The 19,799-nt window shown below is 68.1% G+C and carries 15 protein-coding genes and 3 pseudogenes; 10 read left to right on the plus strand and 8 right to left on the minus strand.

The features are described 5' to 3' along the window. Positions 1 to 65: 65 nt before the first annotated feature. The 4 genes and pseudogenes from ACF08N_RS01455 (at position 66) to ACF08N_RS01470 (ending at position 4,176) form a co-directional block, all read left to right on the plus strand. Positions 66 to 455 (plus strand): hypothetical protein, encoded by a 390-nt coding sequence (locus tag ACF08N_RS01455; RefSeq protein WP_392322499.1) that lies wholly within the window; start codon positions 66 to 68, stop codon positions 453 to 455. Beyond that, positions 400 to 855, plus strand: a complete 456-nt coding sequence (locus ACF08N_RS01460; protein WP_392322500.1) for a hypothetical protein — start codon at positions 400 to 402, stop codon at positions 853 to 855. The genes ACF08N_RS01455 and ACF08N_RS01460 overlap by 56 nt, the downstream gene beginning before the upstream one ends. An 86-nt stretch (positions 856 to 941) precedes the next feature. Then, positions 942 to 3,490: pseudogene (locus ACF08N_RS01465) on the plus strand (DUF262 domain-containing protein). Positions 3,491 to 3,501: 11 nt separating this feature from the next. After that, positions 3,502 to 4,176, plus strand: coding sequence for a hypothetical protein (locus tag ACF08N_RS01470; RefSeq protein WP_392322501.1), 675 nt, complete (start codon positions 3,502 to 3,504; stop codon positions 4,174 to 4,176). Positions 4,177 to 4,424: 248 nt separating this feature from the next. On the opposite strand, the gene ACF08N_RS01475 is transcribed toward ACF08N_RS01470, so the two are convergent. Then, positions 4,425 to 5,480: an EcsC family protein gene (locus ACF08N_RS01475; RefSeq protein WP_392322502.1), complete on the minus strand. Its 1,056-nt coding sequence runs from the start codon at positions 5,478 to 5,480 to the stop codon at positions 4,425 to 4,427. Between the two features lie 686 nt (positions 5,481 to 6,166). On the opposite strand from ACF08N_RS01475, the gene ACF08N_RS01480 reads away from it, so the two are divergent. Both ACF08N_RS01480 and ACF08N_RS01485 read left to right on the plus strand, forming a co-directional pair. Next, positions 6,167 to 7,258 (plus strand): MerR family transcriptional regulator, encoded by a 1,092-nt coding sequence (locus ACF08N_RS01480; RefSeq protein WP_392322503.1) that lies wholly within the window; start codon positions 6,167 to 6,169, stop codon positions 7,256 to 7,258. Between the two features lie 363 nt (positions 7,259 to 7,621). Next, positions 7,622 to 10,519 carry a type ISP restriction/modification enzyme gene (locus ACF08N_RS01485; RefSeq protein WP_392322504.1) on the plus strand — a complete coding sequence of 966 codons (2,898 nt, stop codon included), beginning with the start codon at positions 7,622 to 7,624 and terminating at the stop codon, positions 10,517 to 10,519. Between the two features lie 298 nt (positions 10,520 to 10,817). Here the strand turns inward: ACF08N_RS01485 and ACF08N_RS01490 are convergent, their stop codons facing one another. From ACF08N_RS01490 to ACF08N_RS01515, 6 genes and pseudogenes are all read right to left on the minus strand, one after another. Next, the gene (locus tag ACF08N_RS01490; protein ID WP_392322505.1) at positions 10,818 to 11,222 is read right to left on the minus strand and encodes a hypothetical protein; all 405 of its coding nucleotides are present in this window, start codon (positions 11,220 to 11,222) and stop codon (positions 10,818 to 10,820) included. A 91-nt stretch (positions 11,223 to 11,313) separates the two neighbouring features. Continuing rightward, positions 11,314 to 12,720 (minus strand): hypothetical protein, encoded by a 1,407-nt coding sequence (locus ACF08N_RS01495; protein WP_392322506.1) that lies wholly within the window; start codon positions 12,718 to 12,720, stop codon positions 11,314 to 11,316. Positions 12,721 to 12,888: 168 nt separating this feature from the next. Continuing rightward, complete coding sequence (locus ACF08N_RS01500) at positions 12,889 to 13,752, minus strand: SMI1/KNR4 family protein (protein WP_392322507.1); 864 nt, start codon at positions 13,750 to 13,752, stop codon at positions 12,889 to 12,891. Beyond that, the gene (locus ACF08N_RS01505; protein ID WP_392322508.1) at positions 13,749 to 14,081 is read right to left on the minus strand and encodes a deoxyxylulose-5-phosphate synthase; all 333 of its coding nucleotides are present in this window, start codon (positions 14,079 to 14,081) and stop codon (positions 13,749 to 13,751) included. The genes ACF08N_RS01500 and ACF08N_RS01505 overlap by 4 nt, the downstream gene beginning before the upstream one ends. A 264-nt stretch (positions 14,082 to 14,345) precedes the next feature. Then, the gene (locus ACF08N_RS01510) at positions 14,346 to 15,425 is read right to left on the minus strand and encodes a pentapeptide repeat-containing protein (RefSeq protein ID WP_392322885.1); all 1,080 of its coding nucleotides are present in this window, start codon (positions 15,423 to 15,425) and stop codon (positions 14,346 to 14,348) included. Positions 15,426 to 15,491: 66 nt separating this feature from the next. Then, positions 15,492 to 16,115 (minus strand): annotated as a pseudogene (locus tag ACF08N_RS01515) (pentapeptide repeat-containing protein); the annotation flags it as partial. A 177-nt stretch (positions 16,116 to 16,292) separates the two neighbouring features. Here ACF08N_RS01515 and ACF08N_RS01520 point away from each other — a divergent pair. After that, a complete protein-coding gene (locus ACF08N_RS01520; RefSeq protein ID WP_392322509.1) occupies positions 16,293 to 16,832 on the plus strand; it encodes a hypothetical protein in 540 nt (179 codons plus the stop codon). A 52-nt stretch (positions 16,833 to 16,884) separates the two neighbouring features. Here the strand turns inward: ACF08N_RS01520 and ACF08N_RS01525 are convergent, their stop codons facing one another. Beyond that, a complete protein-coding gene (locus ACF08N_RS01525) occupies positions 16,885 to 18,057 on the minus strand; it encodes a hypothetical protein (protein ID WP_392322510.1) in 1,173 nt (390 codons plus the stop codon). Positions 18,058 to 18,203: 146 nt separating this feature from the next. On the opposite strand from ACF08N_RS01525, the pseudogene ACF08N_RS01530 reads away from it, so the two are divergent. The 3 genes and pseudogenes from ACF08N_RS01530 to ACF08N_RS01540 all read left to right on the plus strand — a co-directional run. After that, a pseudogene (locus tag ACF08N_RS01530) lies at positions 18,204 to 18,491 on the plus strand (Scr1 family TA system antitoxin-like transcriptional regulator); the annotation flags it as partial. A 245-nt stretch (positions 18,492 to 18,736) separates the two neighbouring features. Continuing rightward, positions 18,737 to 19,570 (plus strand): helix-turn-helix domain-containing protein, encoded by an 834-nt coding sequence (locus tag ACF08N_RS01535; protein ID WP_392322865.1) that lies wholly within the window; start codon positions 18,737 to 18,739, stop codon positions 19,568 to 19,570. Further along, positions 19,567 to 19,773, plus strand: a complete 207-nt coding sequence (locus tag ACF08N_RS01540; protein ID WP_392322511.1) for a DUF397 domain-containing protein — start codon at positions 19,567 to 19,569, stop codon at positions 19,771 to 19,773. Before ACF08N_RS01535 ends, ACF08N_RS01540 begins: the two co-directional genes overlap by 4 nt. Positions 19,774 to 19,799: the final 26 nt, after the last annotated feature.

Genomic DNA, 19,799 nt, shown 5'->3' on the forward strand with positions numbered 1-19,799 from the left:
CTGTTCCCACGCGGACCGGCCGTTCAGCCCTCCGCACCGAGAGAGCGAAGGACAGAACACGCCCCATGCACATGGAAGTTCGCGAGGTCACACCGGAGCTGGCCGCCAAGTGGCTCACGTGCAACACCAACAACCGGCCGCTCAGCAAGAACACGGTTCAGCAGCTGGCAGCCCAGATCCAGCGCGGCGAGTGGCAACTCACCCACCAGGGCATCGCCTTTGACGAGGACGACGTCCTCATCGACGGCCAGCACCGGCTCGCCGCGATCGTCAAGGCCGGCACCGGAGTGCCGTTGACGGTCACACGCGGCGTGCCCCGTACGGCTTTCACGGTCATGGACACAGGCCGCAAACGCACCGGCCGCGATGCTCTGGCGCTCGCCGGCGAGGCAAACGTCAGTGACCAGCAACGATCAGCTGCTGGACCTGCTGGAGGAACATCCCGGCGTCCGTGACGCCCTGCACGACGGCATCGCCCTCAACCGGGGCTGCCGCATCACGGTCACGGCAGCGACGATCGGCTGGTACGTGACGTCCCGAGAGCGACCCGACGTGGACCAGTCCGCATGGCGGGAGGGAGTCGTCACGGGTGCCTGGCTGGAGCCGGGCGACCCCCGCCTCACGTTGCGCAACACGATGCTGAGCCTCGCCGTCGGCAAGACCCATCGCCGCCGCGACGACTCACGCGAGCACCTGCTCTACTACCTCAAGTCCTGGAACGCATGGCTCGAGGGACGCAGCATGAAGCTTCTGCGCCGCTCCCCGAACGAGACGATGCCGAGGATCTCCAGCCGGCGGCCGGCCGTCCCGCCGCAGGGGCCTCGCACCGACACCGACTTCCACACGCTCGCATAGCGGCAACGACCCGCATCCTTGACAGAGTTCACGTACATTCCCCGGCAGGGGACGGCTCGAGCAGAGCCGGCACGGAAAGGAAGCGCATGCGCGCGCAGGAGATCACCTTCCTCAAGCTGGTCCAGGGGGACAAGCAGTTCCAGGTTCCGCTCTACCAGCGCACCTACAGCTGGGGACGTGAACAGTTGCAGCGGCTGTGGGAGGACGTGGGCGAGCTGGTCGACCAGCATCTCGCGGGTGAGGCGGCCGCGCCGCACTTCCTCGGCTCGGTGGTTCTCGCGCCGGGGCAGATCCAGGCCGGCGGCGTACAGCGATGGCTGGTCGTGGACGGTCAGCAGCGCCTGACCACACTCATGCTGGCATTCACCGCGCTTCGCGACCACCTCAAGGACCGCTCCGACACCAGGGCGGCGGACCGGGTCCATCGCCAGATCCTCGTCAACGAGTTCCATGAGGGACTCGACCACTACCGCTTGCTGCCCACGCAGGCGGACCGCGAGGCGTACACGCGTGCATCGCCTCAAGTCCCCAGGCGGGCGGCGGCGACAACATCGGCGCGGCGTACCGCTTCTTCCGCGGCGCCCTCGCCGAGGCCGAGGAGACCTCCGACGACGACCGATGGGTCGGGGCGATGGAGAACGCTCTGAAGGACCTGCTCTCCATCGTGGAGATCACTGCCGAGCCCGGCGACAACGTCTACCGGATCTTCGAGTCGATCAACAACACCGGCGTCGGCCTCAGCCAGAGCGACCTGCTGCGCAACTACGTCTTCATGCTCCTGCCCAAGCGCGGCGAGCGCGTCTACCAGGAGCTCTGGCTGCCGATGCAGCAGAGCCTCGGCCCGAAGAACCTGGAACTGCTCGTCTGGCCGGACCTGGTCGTGCGTGGGCACCACAAGACCAAGCAGAGCGAGATCTACCGGGAGCAGCAGAAGCGGCTTCAGCCCCTTGCCGGTGACGAGGACGCTCTCCAGCGCGAAATCGCACAGCTAGCCGAGCGGGGGCAACGCTTCCTGCGCATCATCGAACCGCAGCGCGAAGCGTCCGGCTCCTTGCGTGCCGCCCTGGAACGCCTCAAGGCCTGGGGCGGGCAGGTCCACTACCCCCTTGCCCTTCATCTCCTGGACCTCATCGACGCCGGCGCCACGACCGATGACGACGCGGCAGAAGCCCTCCGCTACGTGGAGTCGTATCTCGTACGACGACTGATCTGCCAGACCCCCACCGCGGGCATCAACCGCATCATGATGGACGCGCCGAAGGAGCTGGAGACCGACCGATCGGCCGCCGAAGCGGTGCGTCGGTTCCTGTCCGCCCGACGACGCCGCTGGCCCAGCGACGAGGAACTGCGCTCCGCGATCCGCAGCAAGCCCTTCTACTGGAGCGGCCGTCCACCGCAGCGCGGTTTCATTCTCCGCCGTCTGGAGGAGAGCTACCGGCCGTCGGAGCCGGTCGATTTCGAAAAGGCCTCCCTCACCGTGGAGCACGTGCTGCCCCAGCGGCCGGCCCAGGCATGGTTCGACCTGCTCGCCGACGAGACCGAGAACGGCCAGTCGCCGCAGGAGCTGCACGATCTGTTGGTGCACACCCTCGGCAATCTCACCCTGACCGGGGAGAACTCAAAGCTGTCCAACCACCCTTTCCGGCGCAAGCAGCAGATCCTGGACTCCAGCGCGCTCCGGATGAACCTGGAGATCGCCGAGTCGGACCGCTGGGGCAGGGCCGAGATCACGGCCCGTGGCGACCGGCTCGCGGACCGGGCCACGCAGCTGTGGCCGGGGCCGGTCGGCGGGATGAGGCCGTCCGGTGAGGAGCTGCCCGGTTGGTCGGAGTTGCGCGCCGCACTGGTCGCTATGCCCAGCGGCAGTTGGACGACCTACGGCGATGTGGCCGAACTGATCGGCAGCCACCCGGTACCGGTTGGCAACTTTCTCGCTTCCAACTCGTCCGTGATCGGCGCCCATCGGGTACTCACCGCCGACGGCAAGGTCTCGCCCGCCTTCCGCTGGCCCGACGGCAGTGACCGGCAGCCCCCGCGGGAACTACTGGCCGGCGAAGGCGTGCGGTTCGACCCGTCGGGTCGCGCCCATCGTTCGCAGCGTCTGACAGCTGCGGAACTGGCGACACTGCTCGGCAAGGATGTCCCTCAGTCGGGGCCGACCGCTCAACTCCCGGGCGACGACAGCACTGAGGCAGCCGCGCGCTTCCGTACCCAGCTGCAGGAGCACTGCCCCGAGGCAGCGCCGGGGCTGCTCGCGACGCTCGACTTCTGGTGCGGCCAGGGAGGTCACCTGCACTACGGGAAGCACGAGGAAACCAGCTGCTTCCCGATGCTGGACGCCGGCACGAGCCACCAGCCGCACCTCTTGCGGCCCTTCGGGATCTACCCCGTCAGCGGAACTGTCGAGGTGGTCTTCCAGTACCTCAAGGACCGCGCCCCGTTCGACGACACGGCTCAGCGCCGGGAGTTGCTCCAGCGTCTCAACAAGATCGACGGCATCGACCTCCCCGAGGCGAAACTGGAGCTCCGACCGTCGTTCCCGCTCCGCATCTTCGCCGAGCACGGCGAGGCCGTCTGCGAGGTGCTGGACTGGTTCGTCCACACGGCGGCGCTGGACCTGGCCCGGCGCGGTTGAGGACGGCACCGATGGCCCTTCTGCCCGACGACGAGCCCGTCCCCGACCGCGACGACGTACTGGCCCAGTCGGTTCCCTTCGACCGCGCCCGCTGGCTGTCTCTCCTGCCCTCTGCCGGCTGGTGGCCGCCGGAACTCGACGACTGCCCGCAAGTGGGTGGCCGCCCTCGGGTGGACCGCAGGGCCGTGTTCGGCACGGCCCGCCGCGCCGACACCGCCGAAGGACGCCGCCACCTTCTCGTCGCGGCGCTGGTGTGGGGCAGCGGGACCAAGGCGCGGTCGGTCGCCCGCCGGGCAGAGATCTTCCCCAAGTCTTCGGTGCGGGACATCGAGGAGCGTCTCGAGTGCGGACTGAAGGTGCTCCGGCAACAAGGAGCAGTCGACGCATACTTCGCGTTCAACAACGAGCAGAAGATCCCACACCTGGGGCCCGCGTTCTTCACCAAGGTGCTGTACTTCGCCGGTCACGATCAGCCGGTCGGTCCGTGGCGTCCGCTGATCCTGGACAGCGTCGTGGCACGCGCGCTGCGGGCCGCCGATCGCGGCACTCGGTGGCCCGGTGCAGGCTGGACGACGCCGAAGTACACCCGGTACCTGTCCCTCGCCCATGACCACGCACGGCAGGCGGGGGTCCTGCCGGACCAGGTCGAGGCCGCGCTTTTCGACTACGGCAAGCGGCTGACCTGACCCCGGCATGCGCTCCTCGTCCCATATATCGGGCCGGTGTGCCACCGGCCCGATACAGATGCCCCTTGCCGTACCCGGGGTCCTGCTTCCACTTCGTCCTGCCCCGCCAGGTCTCGTCGACGCCCAGCATCGATAGGCAGCGGGGCGACGAAAACTTCGCGCGCCGACGTGCGGAACGCGTCCATTACCGTCGCCCAGGACAGGCGCAGGTCGCGGGCACCCTGGATGCCGGTGGAGGGTCGCCGAGCTCAGCTGTCCGGCTGGTCCTCGGAGTCGGACGGGGTGGACGTCGGCAGAGCATCCTCGTCCCGGAGCAGTTCGATGACGCCGATCGCGTCATCGTCCTGCGCGAGGTCGGCGTCACCGTAGTCAGGGGCACCGGTCAGGTCGCCGTCTGACTTCTCGATCAAGAAGCGTTCGCGATACGCGTCGCGCGCCGAAACAGCGATTCGATCGATGAGCATGTAGCTCAGCCCTGCGCCAACAGCCATGCCGGCGATGGGCACGAACTGCCCGAACTTCCTTTTCGGTAGCTGCTGCATAAACTTCTCTGCGAAGGTTCGGGCGATCTTGGTGAGAACCTTCTCGTTCAGCTTGGACCAAGGAGCGTTCCTTGCCAGCAACTGGGTGAGTTGGGACAGTTCGGCGTACGCGGCCGTCTTCGCCGATGTGCCCGTGGACATTCCGAGAGCAATCACGGACATCACGAAGAGTTCCTCTTCGGGATCGCTCGGGTCGTAGCCGTAGCAGAGAGCCGTGGCGGCGACCGTTCGAGTGGCAAGGCCGAGCATCAGTGCAGTGTCGGCGGCCATCGCCCCGGCTACAGTTCCGATTCCGGGTGCTGCACCCGCGCCCGCTCCGGCGATTGTTCCGGCACCGGCGAGGACCTCTCCGCCTGTCACGGCTGCAGCGGATCCAAGGCCAGTTGCCGCTGCGGAAAGCGCGTGGCCGTACCGAACCATGTTGTGCCTCGCGACCTCATCGACGATCTGCAGGTCGAGCTCACGGATCTCGTCCAAGCCGGCGATGTCGTGTCCGGCACGTCGATACTGCTCAACGACACGTTTCTTGCTCACTGTCCGGCTTGCGGTGTCTCCCACAGCCTTGCCGAGACCTCTCGCGGCTACGTTGTAGGCGGCAGCCACTTTGTCAGCACCCGGGGTGCTCATCGCCTTCTGGCCCAGCGAAGCGAGCCGGTCCCTGGCCTGCTGCGGAAGAAGGTTTCTCGCCTGCTTGTTGAGGGAGTCCGCCTTTCGCTTCTGGAGTCGGTCCCACTCCCGTTGTTCGTAAGCAGAGAGAGTCATGTCGTCGCCTTAGTAGTCAGAGTGCTTGGAAGCAGTCCCGCATGATCGCGCCCGTGATTTTGCGCCGCTGGACGAGGAACTCCTGGTGGCTGCCCGCCGCGACCCTCAGCCAGGCTTGCCGGCCCTGTACGTGCGTGGTTCAACTACCGAACGAAGGGCACTGGTTGTTACTGCCGGCTCTCCCAGGAGGAAGCGCAGCCCGGCTGCCACGGCGGCGGTGGACGCGGTGCGAGTGATACGCATGGTGAGCCCCAGAGACGTTGCTGATCGGAGTTCGGCCGCCGTGTCGAACGGTCCCACGTGATGCTGCCCGCACGAAGCGCCTCCAGTATGAGCTTTGCGCACACAGTTCACAACCGAATGCCGAAATCGTTAGGTTCACCCCTGTCGATTCCCGCGCACGCCCCATGGGCTCGATCCGCCGCGAGACCGAGCGCCGAGGCGGGGAGAGAGTGCGATGAAAAGGACACCCTGGAGTACGAGCAGGCGCTGGACGCTGTGGTCGACATCCTGAAGGGCCAGGCACGCGCGGGGGCGGCACCGCCGTCGTACGGCGATCTCAGTGCCGAGTTGACTCGACGGCACGGCCACCACCGAGGCCGACTGTCCGGCCTGAGCAACATTCTTTTGGGAGGGACACGGCCGAAGTTGACCCTCGACCTGGTGCAGGCCCCAGAGTTCGGGACGTGGAGAACGACATGCACAGCATCGGCGAGACCGCCCGGGACAGCGGCCTGCGCATCAGCAGCCTGCGGTTCTACGACCGAGCCGGTGTGCTGGTCCCGGCCCACGTGGACCCGGTGACCGGCTACCGCTGGTACGCCCCCGAGCAGATCGAAGAGGCCCGGTTGCTGGCCCGGCTGCGGCGCGCCGCCATGCCGCTGCCGGACATCCGGCTCGTGCTGGCCGGCTGGTCCGGCGCGGACACCGACCTGGTGCGGAAGCTGCTCGAGGCCCATCTGCACCGTCTCGAAGTGGGGTTGTCCGATGCCCGCAGTGAGTTCGCCACGCTCCGAAGGATGATCGAAGACAGGGAGATCCCCATGACATCGCTCCGTACTGCCGCCGTCCGGCTGTCCGCCTCCGCGCCCGAGGTGGCCGCCGCGCTGGCCGCGGTCCGGTTCGCCGCGGGCGGCGACCCGGAAATGCCGATGCTGGCCGGCGTCCTGTTCGACGTCGAGGCCGAGGCGATCAGCTTCGTGGCCACCGACCGATACCGGATGGCGATCGCCCGGACCGCGACCACCGGGTACGACGGCCCACGTGTCCAGGCCATCGTGCCCGCCCCTCTGGTCGACGCCATGCGGGCACTGCTGACCTCAGAAGAACCCGTCCAGCTCACCGTGGACGGTGACCGCGTGACGCTGGAGGCCGGGGACCGCCAGGTGACTGGCCAGAGCCTCGGTCACGAATTCCCCGACTACCGGCGTCTCGTCCGTCTGCCGGCCGGGCGCCGCGCTCTCGTCGACGTCGCCGCCTTCCGGCAGGCCCTGGAGGCCGGCCCCGTCCGAGCGGGCGAGGTTCGCGAGCAGGACGGCGTGGCATGGGACCTCAGCGTGCTCAAGGTGACTGCAGATGACACGGTGACCGTCTGTGGGGACGACGACGACGAGTCCCAGGTCGCGGTCAATCGCGAGTTCCTGTTCGACGCGCTCACCGCCGGATCCCGTGACCGTCTGATCCTCGAACTCGGCGCCCCCACGGCCCCCATCGTGATCCGCCGCACCGACGACGAGGACGCGTACTCGCTGCTGATGCCGGTCCGCCTGGACGGCTGACGCAGCCCCCGGCGCTCGCCCTTGCCACCCTGGGTACGTAAAACTCGCCCAGGGGCAAGGGCGGACAGGGAGGCGTGCTCGCTCGTTGATGGGAGCACACCCTGAGCGTCACATCCAGCGCAGCCGTCTGACAGCCCAACTCCCGTACGCCCTCTGCCCATTTAGATGTCAGTGCCCCCATACTGCCCATCAAGAGGGAATGGCCCCGTTCGGCATCCGGGGGCCCGGGGCCTGGGGGGACCATGGCTGACGCACGCCTTCAGTGGTTGCAGGACGCCATCTCGGTTTTCGGCATGGAATGCAGGCGCAGTCTCGGGGGGGCCGGGCGACCGCGAGGCCGCGATCCGAAGTCCTCTGGAGCAGTTGTTCCGCACAATCGCCTCTCACCGTGGCCTGCCCGAGGTCACCTGGCACCCGGAGACGCGCATACCGCATCTCGGGGTCCGGCCCGACTACGCCGTGCGCGTCGGCGCGGAGATCACCGGCTACATCGAAGTGAAGCGCCCCGGGAAGAGTATCGACCCTGATACCTTCACCGGCCATGACAGACGGCAGTGGCAGCGTCTGCGTGACCTCCCCAACCTGCTCTACACCAACGGCACCCACTGGCGCGTCTTCCGGTACGGCGTCCAGATCGGTGAGGAGGTGGTGCTGGCAGGCGCGTTGAAGAGCGCCGGAGAGAAGCTGAGCGCCGCGAATCCGGCGGCCTTCGACGCCCTGGCCCAAGCGGTGCTGGTATGGGAGCCGACAGAGATACAGCGAGTCGCGGTACTCGTGCAGCACATCGCGCCGCTGTGCCGCCTGCTGCGCGAGGCTGTACGGGAACAGCTGCGGGCGGAAACCCAGCTCGACACAGCCGACACCGGCGGCAACCGCCCCTTCACCGGCCTCAGAAGCGACTGGCGACGGTACCTTTTCCCCACCGCCGACGACGCCACCTTCGCTGACGGCTACGCCCAGACGGTCACCTTCGCACTGCTCCTCGCCCGGACGGAGGGCATCCCGCTCACGGGAACGAGCTTCCATGAGATCGGCCGCCGCCTCAACGCCGGCCACGCCCTCATGGGCAAGGCCCTCCAGTTGCTCACCGACAACGTCAACGAGCGGTTCGAGGTGACCCTGGACCTGCTCGCCCGCACCGTCGAGGCCGTCGACTGGACGACGATCAGGCAGGGCAATCGCGACGCATACCTCCACCTCTACGAGTCGTTCCTCTCCGTCTACGACGACGACCTGCGTCAGCGCAGCGGCTCGTACTACACGCCGCACCAGGTGGTCGAGGAGATGGTCCGCCTCACCGAGGAAGTGCTGCGCTCCCGCCTGGGCAAGGCCCGTGGCTACGGCGATGAAGCCGTCCACATCGTCGACCCGGCGATGGGCACCGGAACCTACCTGCACACCATTATCGAGCGGGTCGCCCAGCAGGCTGTCCGACGGCACGGCGACGCCATGGGGCCCGACGCGATCGGGCGCCTCGCCAAGCGCCTGTACGGCTTCGAGCTCCAGATGGGCCCCTTCGCCGTCGCCGAACTACGAGCCGCCGACCTGCTCAAGAAGCATGGTGCCCAGCTCCCGCCGGGCGGCCTCAACCTCCATGTCACGGACACCCTCGACGACCCGTACGTCCAGGAGGAGCAGCTTGCCTCCACGTATGCGGCACTGTCGGTCTCCCGCGCTCGCGCCAACCGGGTGAAGGCCAGCGTCCCCGTCACGGTGGTCATTTCGAACCCGCCGTACGACGACAAGGCGGAGAACCGCGGCGGCTGGATCGAGAAGCGGGTGAAGGGTCAGGGCCGCCCGCCTCTCGACGACTTCCGGCATCCTGGCAACGGTCGTCACGAACACGCGCTCAAGAACATGTACATCTACTTCTGGCGCTGGGCGACGTGGAAGGTGTTCGACGCCCACGCGGACGACCGGCACGGAGTCGTATGCTTCATCACCCCGTCCGCCTTCGCCACGGGTCCGGCCGGGCGGGGCATGCGTGACTATCTGCGCAGGGTGTGCGACGAGGGTTGGATCATCAACCTGTCGCCGGAGGGACAGCGTTCGGACGTGGCCACCCGAGTGTTCCCGCATGTCGCCCAGCCGCTGTCCATCTGCGTCTTCGTCCGGCGTGCGGACCACATGCCAGGCTCTGCCGCCCGAATTCACTACCGGGCCCTGCACGGCAAGCGGGCGGACAAGTTCGCCCAGCTACGCGAGGTGGGGCTCGACGACGACGGGTGGCGGGACGCGCACGCGGAAGGGATCCGGCCCTTTACGCCGGCGACAGTGTCGGGGTGGGACGACTATCCCGCGCTGGACGAGCTCTTCCCATGGGGCAGTCCGGGCATCAAAGCAAATCGATCATGGGTGACTTCGCCGTCCATTGACGTTCTCATGCGCCGGTGGACTCGTCTCATTGGTGAGGAGGATCCGGCGGTGAAGGCTCTGCTCTTCAAGGTAACCGACAGCCGTGGGCTCGGCTCTCGGCCACCCGGCCTTCCTGGCTTTCCCCATGTCGGCCGGACTGTCGCCGATGAGACCTATGACCGCCCGCAGCTGTTGCAGATCGGTCTGCGCAGTTTCGACCGCCAGTGGCTCATCGCAGACAACCGCGTCATCGACCGACCCCGCTCCGAGGTGTGGGAATCCCTACTACCAGGGCAAGTGTTCCTGAACCAGCAGCACACTCACGTGATCAATACGGGTCCGGCGCTGGTGGCAACCGCGCTGCTGCCGGACACGGACCACTTCAACGGCCGGGGTGGGCGAGTCCATCCCGTTCTGCACCCGGATGGCACTGCCAACGTGCCCACCGGCCTCCTCCGGTACCTGGCCGGTAGTGTCGGCGTGGAGGAGGTGACCGTGCACGACCTCGCCGCCTACGCCGTGGCCGTGGCCGTCGCCGGACACAGCGCCTTCACCGAGCACTTCGCGGAGGAGCTGCTGACCGCCGGAGTACGGTTGCCCCTCACCCGCGACCCGGCCCTGTGGAGCGAGGCGGTCCGCGTCGGCAACGAGTTTCTCTGGGCGGCGACGTACGGTCGCAGTGGCACTCCACCCGACGGCGCGGCGTCCGGCGAGGAAGGAGTCGGGTTCGCCCCGGAGGACCCTCGGCAGGTGCGGTACGCGACTCGAATAGGCACCGCCGTGCCCGACACCGTGGCGTACGACGAGGCGACTGGCACCCTGCATGTCGGGCCGGGCACCTTCACCGGAGTCCCGCCCGGCGTCTGGAACTACGAAGTCGGCGGCATGCACATCGTCAAGAAGTAGTTCGGCTACCGAAAGGCCTCCCCCACCAGCCGCAAGACCAGCCCGCTGGACGACATCCATGTCACGTCCTGGCCGAGCGACTGGACGGAGGAGCTCATCGAATTGCTGTCCGTGTTGCGTCGGCTGATCGACCTCGCCCCGGCGCAGCAGGCCATCACCACGAAGATCGTGAGCTCGCCGGTCGTGACCACGGCAGACCTCACATCGGCCGGCGTGCTCCCACCGCAACCCAAAGCGGCACTCGCTCGGCGTCGCGTGGTCCTGGAGTTCGGGGGGGCCGGATGAGCCATGATCGCGGCTATTCGCCGCCGGCCGCCACGTGAGCCTGCGCCTGCTCCAGGGTCCAGGCCCCCTCTGCCAGGCGCTTGAGTGCGTACCCGGCCGGGCGGGGCGCGGCACCTCGCGCGACAGTGTCGGAGAAGGACACCACCGCGTTGAGGCGCGCGGTGAGTTCGTCGCACTCTGCGGAACGAAGAGCTGCCGCGCCGGCCGCGGTGAGCCGAAGAGTGCCCTGACCGCCGCCTCGTTGTTCGACAAGGCCTGCCCACAGGAGCGTGGGCAGGATGTCCCGGACCGCGTCCGTGTCGAGGTCCCGGGCCGTGTAAGACGCGGGCTCCGATTCGGGCGCGGGCAGGTCGCAGAGGTCCAGTTCCCGCAACAGGTGGTGCTGAAGGGGGGAGAGGGCAAGAGAAGGAACGAGCATGGGGCCCAGTATGTGACGAGCGCGCCTGCACCCGCCGCGAAACGGGCGCAGTTCACCAAAGACAGAAAGGCGAGGCTCCTCACCGCCGGAATCACCGCAGCGTGTTCAACAGCTTCTCGAGCCGGGTGACGAGCCGCTTGCCCTCCTCTGCCACCTTCGTAGCCTTGCCGGACCAGAAGTCGGAGCTCTTCAGCGACGTGTACTGGCGGATCCAGCTCTCCGCGCTACGCACGCGACGTCTGACCTCGACCCGGTCTTCGCCGCTGAGCCCGTGGAGCGCTTGCAACTCGTCCACCAGGCCACTGACCTTCCGCACGAGTGGGTTCGGAGCGCTCGCCCGTCGCGGTGCCGCCGGTTCGCCCGCTTTCACCTTGGCCTGGGGAGCAGCGACATGTTCCTTGGATGCGGCCGCGGTCACGTTGACGGCACGTACCTTGCGCGGCCCGGGCACCGAGGCCGAAGCGGGAGTGTCCCGCTCGACCGCCGGCTCGGCAAGCAGCCCCGTCTTCCGGGCAGCCTCACTGTCGAGCACGTCGCACCGCTCCACAAATACGGCCCAGGGGTAGTCGCTGTCGTGCGTGACGACAAGGCGTGCGCCACCGCCTGAGCGGTAGACACGGTCACGCACCAGCAGCCCGTCCATGTGCACGGGCAACGAGACGAGCGCGCGGATCGGTCGACTGTTCGCCGGCTTGACGTGCGCGGTGAACAAGCGCCGCCCGGACCAGGTGAAAGGAGTGCTCGACTGGCCCTTCGCCCGGGCGACCAGTTTGAACACGAGGCCGCCGCTGACCGGAAACGCCACCGACTCCGCCAGATTCTCCTCACTCCTCACCGACTGAGAAGAAGGCATGATCAATCCCGCTGATGTGAACGAGCATGCCTCCAGTGCATCCCACCTCACATCACGGCCGCGCCCGAGGGAGCCGATCTCGACCCGCCGTTCCCCGCCCTCCGTATGCAGGCGCAGGCAAAGTGCCGTGCCATGCCGCTCCACCAGCTCACGGGTGACCGGTCTCACGCCTGGCATGACCCAGTCCACCTCACCGGCGGTCGCTCTCAGCTCGGCGTCTGAACGCTGCCATCCGTCGAGATCGATGTGGGCCATCTGGAAGCGAATCCGGCGGTTGCCGTCCGGCAGGTGGACGTCCACCGCGCCACCCGGGCGGCTCGCATCGAAGGAACGTACATGCGCTTTGCCCCGGATCTTCTGCTGTTGCAGCAGGCGCTGCACTCCACGTTTGACGAAGAGGTGGTCGGCACTCGTCTCGCCGTTCGCCGTACGGTGACAGACGGGGGCGGATGGATGGTGGGCAAAGTGACAGACCTTGTCGGTGTAACGACGGTCGCTCAGTTCACCACCGCACCCGCCGAGCTGAAGGCCGCACCAGTAGGAGTAATTGGGGTGCTTTCTGCGCCAGCGGTCGAGTTCCCGGGCGTCCATGGGCAGGATCACTGGGTGTTCGGAGTTCTTCCCTCCGACCACAGCGGTCTGCACCAGGCGATGATCAAGCACGGCGAACGCACTCCACCCTTCAAGCCCCACCCAAGCGGGTGCAGACTGGTCGCTCCTGCCTTGCAAGCCGCACCTCTGCACCCCTACCTCAGTATGTGATCCACGCACTGAGTTCACAAGGGAGTCGTGCTGGCGGAACGCCGCCCGCTGCTACGGGTTCTCGTCGACGACGGCGTCCCAGGTCGGCAGCGGCCGGCCATCGGCCGCGGTGATCCGAAGCACTTCGCAGCGCATCCGCCCTACGGCGACCAAGAGACGTTGCCGGGCCGCCTCGCTGTCCTCCGGCGGGAACGAGATCCGGATCTGGTGCGGGCGCGACATGTCGTACGTGAGCAGCCAGTCGGTGTCGGCTGTCGCGCAGTGGTCCTGGCCGAAGTCGCCGTCGTCCGTCCGCCAACTGCCCCGGTCCACGGTCGGAGCCAGGGCGTCCCGGAGGATCGCCAGGCGCCGGTCGTGCGCGTACGGGCCCTCGGTGATGCGGAGGCAGCGGTGGGTGCGGGGCCGGAAGGCGTTGAACCACGGGCCCAGGTCCGGCTCCATGTCCACGAGCAACCGGGTTTCGAGACGCGCCCCGGCCCAGGCCTCGACGAACGCCGCCGCGCCCATGGTGTGGATCTCGTACCAGCCGTCGCGGCTCCACACCACGACGGGCCAACTTTCTGGTGCCCCTTCGGTGAGCCAGCAGAGCCAGTCGGCGTCGATGGTGGTGCCCCAGACCAGCAGTCCGCCCGCAGCCGGGTGGAGCGGGTACGGGTGGCGCTCCCGGTCCCTCTCGGGCGTACCCGACGGCGTGCCGCGCTGCCATTCGAGGCGGTTGTGCTCGCGCGTACCGAAGGGTGTGCGGAGGTTGAGGTAGTCGCAGAACTCGCCCCATCCATACGTCTCGACAAGGCGCTTGTAATCGGCGGGCAGCGGCGTGCCGAGCACGTTCTCCGCGGCCGTCCAGTTTCCGCGGGCGTGGACGGGGGTGGCCGGCGGTCTCACGAGTCGCACGAGCGCGGTGTTGTCCGTCATGGCACGTCAGGGCGTGCGAGTGCGGTGGCGATCGGCTCACCAGTGCGCTCGGCGTACGTCATCCGCTCGCGCACCTCGCGGAGGGTGCGCGGACGGTAGCCCGGCCCGCAGCAGCAGCCCATGTGGAAGCGGACGCCCGCGTACAGGAGGACGGACAGCGTCCGCCAGGCCGCGGTGTCCCCGCGACGGGGCGCCGCGAACGCGGACCCTACGTGGATCAGCGGCTCCGCACAGCGGGGGCAGACGCGTTGCGGCCTGTCCCGGTCATAGGGCTGCTTGTACGAGGCCCGGCAGGGCAGGCAGACGTACGAGGTCTTGGCGTGGGGCATGCGGCCAGGGTAGGCGGGGGATGCGCGGGGCTCGACGGGGTTTTCGGCGGCCGGGCCCTCCCGGCGCTCCGGTGGTTCCATCGGACCGGGCTCACGCGGGCGGCCGTCGCGTCCGTTCCCTTGGGGGTGCGACACGTCTTCCCACGCGGCTCGGCCACTACCGGTGGCGGGCAGCCGTTGCTCGAGACCACCTGGCCGCCGTCCGGATCGCCGCCCCGGGACACGGTGATCGTCCGAAGTGGGACGTCTCCGTGTTCCGTTCGGCTACCGCTTGACGCGGCCGCGGACGGCGAGGACGGCGAGACCGAGCAGGACCGGTTCCGAGAGCCGGGAGGCCATCTCGGTGTACGTACCGATGGTGGTCAGATCCTGGCCGCTGCTGCGGAACACCACCGAGTTGATGACCACCCGCAGTGACCTTTCGAGCCGTTCGCCCGTCAGTCGCTTCCGGTACGGTCCGTCGGGATTGACCGGAGCAGGCGTGTCGGTCCTCAGCGTGATGCTCCGGCCGGTGACGGTGCCGGTGCTTTCGGGCTTCGGACTGGCCTTCGGCAAACCCCACAGCATCATGACGGCCACGGTCGCGATCATGGCCAGCAAGAGCCATCCGAGGGCGCGTGAGGCCCGCAGACCGTACCCGGACACCGCCCAGTACAGAGCGAGCAGGCCCCGCTCGGCCCGGGGGGTGTCCGGGTCGTGGCGGCGCATCTCCATCTCGCCGTAGTAGAAGTCGGCGGCGCCGGGCTCGTTCTTGCCGTCCTCGGACGCCTTGCGCAGCTGCCGGTACACCGCGGCGAGCGCGGCCGGCTCCAACGCGTTCTCCCCGTCCGCAGGTGTCCAGCCGTCCGCGGCCGTGTCGCGGGCGGCACGCCAGTGATGTTCTTCCGCCAGTGTCCTGCGCGGTGTCCAGCGCACCGGCCACCAGCCGCGCCGTCGTATGCCGGAAGGGGTGGTCGCCAGGACGCAACGCCCCTCCATCCGCAACTGGTCGAGGTGGACGGTTCCGGCGAAGCGGCACTCGGTGAGGTCGACATCGGTGAGCACCAGATGCGCGGCGTCCACCCCCTGCACCGAGTGGACGCGCACGCGGGGGTCCGTCAGGCGCTGCCCGGCCACGTCCTCGCCGATCACGGCGAAGGGCCATGACCGGGCAACGACGCTCAGCGGGTATTCCAGGACCGCGTCGCTCAGATCCACGCCCGCGTACCGCAGGCGCAGCGCCGCGGTGGAGGCCCATCGTGTCCGACGACAGGTCAAGGCTGCCGTCGCCGCCTCGATGGTCACGGCGACCCCGAACACCGCCTCGGACAGGCTCAGTTCTCCTTCGCACACGAGCGGGCCCACCGCTGAAGCGTGTCCGAAGACTGCCCTGTCGAACCAAGCGTTGCCTTGGAACTTCGCCCCGAGGAAACGCGCGTCACCACCGAACCTCGCCCCGCTGAACCTGGCGTCGCGTCCGAACGCCGCCTGATTGAACTCCGCGTCGCCGCCGAACTCCACCCACCGAAATCGGGCCTGCTCGTGGAACCTCGCCCCGTCGAACCTCGCGTCGCCGCCGAACTTTGCCCTGGGAAAGCCCGCGTCGTCGCAGAACTCCACCGCGCTGAACCACGCGGTCCCCTCGAACTGCGCCCCGAGAAACCGGGCGTCACCGATGAACTTGGCCCCAGCGAACGCGGCTTCGTCGCCGAACTCCGCCCCGTCGAACCTCGCGTCGCCGGCGAACTCTGCCCTGCCGAAAGAGACTTTGCCGAAGCGGAGCCGGTCTGTCGCGGGGTCCCGCAATCGGGCAAGAAGCTCATCGAGCAGCTCCTCGGTCAACCGGGTGCCACGGTGGTCGAGATCGGCACCCGGCTGCAGACCGGCCAGATAGGCGGAGCGGTTCGCCTCGCCGAGGTGGGCCAGGCACTCGGCATACGGGGCGACCCGGCGGCCGCGGCAGCCCGCAGCGTCGGCTGACGGATCGGATCCATGCCCGCAGCATGGCCAGTCAGGGGCGCTCGGCGGCGGCGCGGCAGGTGCGTTGGCGGTCACGCCCGATGGTACGTCGGCCGGCGGGCGGTCTCAGCTGGACCTGATGTCTGCCATGCCGGATTGCCCAGGGGTGCACGACGGCACGTACCTGTCGAGGCGAAGCCGGCAGCGGGGCCCTGTTGCGGGACAGGCGCTTTTCCACGGAAGACTGTCAGTGCTCGTTCCTAGGATCGAAGCATGTCTGATGCCTACACCGTCTTGTGGACCCATGACACGTGCCGTGCGCTTCGTAAGTCGGGGCGCGTGGGCACGCGGCCGCCGGTCGCCTTCAGCGGCGTCCATTCCTCCCTGCCAGCCTGGTCGGGTGCCCGTGCCGGGGACGAGGTGTACGCGCTGCACGTCAACCGGTGTGTCGTGCACGTGGTGTCCCGGATGCGAGTGATCGACATCGGACGGCGCGACTGCTGCGGCACCAGCCCCGCGACCTGGCAGGACCCGGCGTTCCCCGGACACGACGACTGGTCGATGCTGGGTGCCGACGGCTGCGGCGCCGCGGCCGTGCACGTCGACGCGACACCGGTACGCTTCGACATGACGATCCCCGGTGATCTTCTGTCGAGGCTCGCCTGGCGCAACCGCCGGGGCCGGACCCGCAATCTGAGACACGTGGTGGACGGCCGCCTCGAACGCTCGATCAGCCTCCAGGGGTTCTACCGTCTGACCTCCGAGTCCGCGGACGAGTTGGCGGAGATAGTCGCCAACGCCGCCCCCTTCTGAGACTTCGGGCTCCGACTTGGAGGCCCTGCCACCTCGGCGGACGCGTTCCTCGTTACCAGGCTCGGACGGACTCCACCCCGGAGATGAGGCTGTCCCGCGCTTCTTCGAGGCCAGGGCCGTGGAGTGATTCGGCCTCGTTCACGATGTGGTCGAGGGCTGCGAAGAGCTCTTCGCGTTCGACGGTCTCGATGAAGCCCGATCGGTGGTCAAGCCGGTTGAACGCCTCACCGAAGGCACGTCCGATCTCCTCAACGCGTGCCGACCGACCGTCCGCGGGTTGTTCAGCGAACTCCAGAAGGATCGCCTTCCGTGCCGCCTTGTACTGAGTGACAGCCCTCTTGTAGATGGTCGTGCTGACCTGTTCGCGACCGTCCCAGTCGCGCAACGGGTTGTTCCGGTTCTCCCTGACCCATTCAGGCTTGCGCGCCCGGAGGACAGAGACGTAGGTGCCTGCTGGGATCTCGGGTCGCCAGGTCCTGCGCATGGCCGAGGCGTAATCGGCAGGGATGCTGAGGAGGTTCAGTGATTCCAGCTCTGGCACGCACTGCGGACGAAGACGGTCTTCACCGGTCATCCCGAACAGGTCGACGATGCGGATCCCCCGGAGAGAGGCCAGTCTGTTCAGCTCGCCCGCGGCTGAGAGAAGGCCCAGACGCCCGTGCATATGGAGCCAGGTCACCCCAGGGAAACGCTGGACGAGCTGAGCGCAGTCGAGGAAGTCGATGTCCCTGATCGTCAGCTGGGTGACCTCTGACCGTGGTGCTGTCGGCCGGCTGAGGAATTCGTTGACCGTCTCTCCGGTGTACTCCGCCTTCCAGGCTGCGCTCGGGTCGTCATGGATGCCCCCGTCCCACCGCCGCTGCCGGGCGAGTTGCTCGCCCAGACGCCACCCGGAAGCCCAGCAGTTCGCCGGTTCGTCATGGAGCAAGGGCATCGATCCGACGAGCTTGTGACTGCGGGGCAGAACCCATTCCTGGTTGCAGAACGACAGTGCCCCGTTCCATGAGTGGTGGGTGAGCCTGAGCGGGGCGACGTCGCCGAGATCGGCCACGGATGACGGCTCGGGGCCGGACCAGTCCAACTCGAGCACGGCCGCCGTCTGTGAATCGGCGTCGAGTCGGACTATCTGCGCAACCGTCCACTCCCCCAGATCCCGCGAATGGGCAGCCACGACGTCGCCGACCGTGAGTGGCCGTGGCGGCGCAGCCTGCTGCCGAATCGACATGCCCTGATCTTAGTCACGGCTGGCTGCGCACCATCTACAGGTAGTCGTTCTGCCCAACGATCTGCCGTTGGGCCCTCGCGCTGGGGCCGGACCCGCGATCTGTTCCCATGCCGGTGGAGATGCTCCGTCGGTCACCGGGTCGGAGATCGGATGCCATGGCCGGCCGGCTCGGCTACCTCCTCACGGTGGGCGCGCTGCCGGCGGTGTCCCTGGGGATCATCCCCATGACCGTCGCCGAGCGGAAGCAGTGCCCGCGCGAGACGTTCCACATGTACGAGGACAGGCTGGTCTCCGTCGAACTGGTCTCCGCCCAGGTCCGCATCACACAGCCGGCGGAGATCGCCCAGTATCTGACGGTGTTCGAGGAGCTGCGGAGCATGGCTGTGTACGGGGCCACGGCACGCGCCCTGATCGTGAAGGCGATCGACGCCCTGGGCGGGTCGAACGAACGGCGTGACCTCGGGCGATGTCCGTACGGGGTACGGGCCGTGCGGGTGGGCGGCGTCCGGAGGATGGGGTGGGCGGCATGTGTACGGGCGTTGTACGGGTGCGGGGGCGTGTCCCCGGGATCGCCGGTCGAGTTGAACCTTGGCCGGGCGCGGACGGGGTTGCGTGCGCTGCGGTGCGAGCGGGGCGAACTCGGGGACGGAAGGGCGTGAGGGCGGTGCGGGACGGGCGAATCAGTCGCACGGCGAAGACAAGGGAGGAGCACAGCGACCTGCCAGGGGCCTGGTCGGCGTACGGACGGCTTCTCCAGCACCTGCGGAAGCGGGCCGGGTTGAACCAGCAGGCGCTCGGTGAGGCCGTCGGTTACTCGCTGGAGCACGTCGCTTCGGTCGAGCAGGGGCGGCGGCCGGCGAAGGCGACGTTCACGACGGCGGCGGACCGGGTGCTGGAGGCGCGGGGTGTGCTGGAGGTCCTCCAGGACGAGGTGGACCGGGCGAAGCTGCCGCAGTTCTTCCGGAACTTCGCGCTCATCGAGGCGGAGGTGGTGAGCCGCTTCTCGTACGATCCGCTGCTGGTGCCGGGGCTGTTGCAGACGGAGGGCTACGCCCGAGCCGTGTTCGCTGGTCACTGCCCGCCGCTGAGCGAGGAGATCGTGGATCAGCACACGGAGGCGCGGCTGAGTCGACAGAAGCTGTTGACGCGGGTGCCGCTGGCGGAGCTGTCGTTCATCGTGAGCGAGGAGGCGTTGCGGAATCCGGTGGGCGATGCGGAGGTCATGCGCGGGCAGTGGCAACGACTGTTGGACGTCGGCGCGTTGAGAAGCGTGGAGGTCCAGGTCATGCCGTCAGTACCGGGGTTTCACGCCGGACTCAACGGCCCGTTCGTGATGCTGGAGACGAAGGATCACCAGCACCTTGGATACATCGAGTCTCAAGAAGTCGGGTGTGTCGTCAGTGATCCAGCAGAGGTGAGCGCCTTCGGGTTGCGGTATGGCAAGCTGCGATCGCAGGCACTGAACGGCGTGGAGTCTGCGCGGCTCATCGAACGGCTGGTGGGAGAGACATGAGCGTGGAGCAGGTAACCGAGAACGTGGACGAGCTGCGCTGGTTCAAGAGCAGCTACAGCGGATCGGGCGGCGGCGACTGCGTGGAGGTGGCGGCCGGTCTCGACGCCGCGTACGTACGGGACTCCAAGATCGCGGACGACGGGCCGGTGCTGCGGGTCGGCCGGGGCGAGTGGGCGGCGTTCGTCGCGCTCACGGCGGGATAGCTCCGACCAGGACTTCCGAGCGCAAC

Origin of the sequence: Streptomyces sp. NPDC015127, from assembly GCF_043080095.1 — a bacterium.
Lineage (GTDB): Bacteria > Actinomycetota > Actinomycetes > Streptomycetales > Streptomycetaceae > Streptomyces.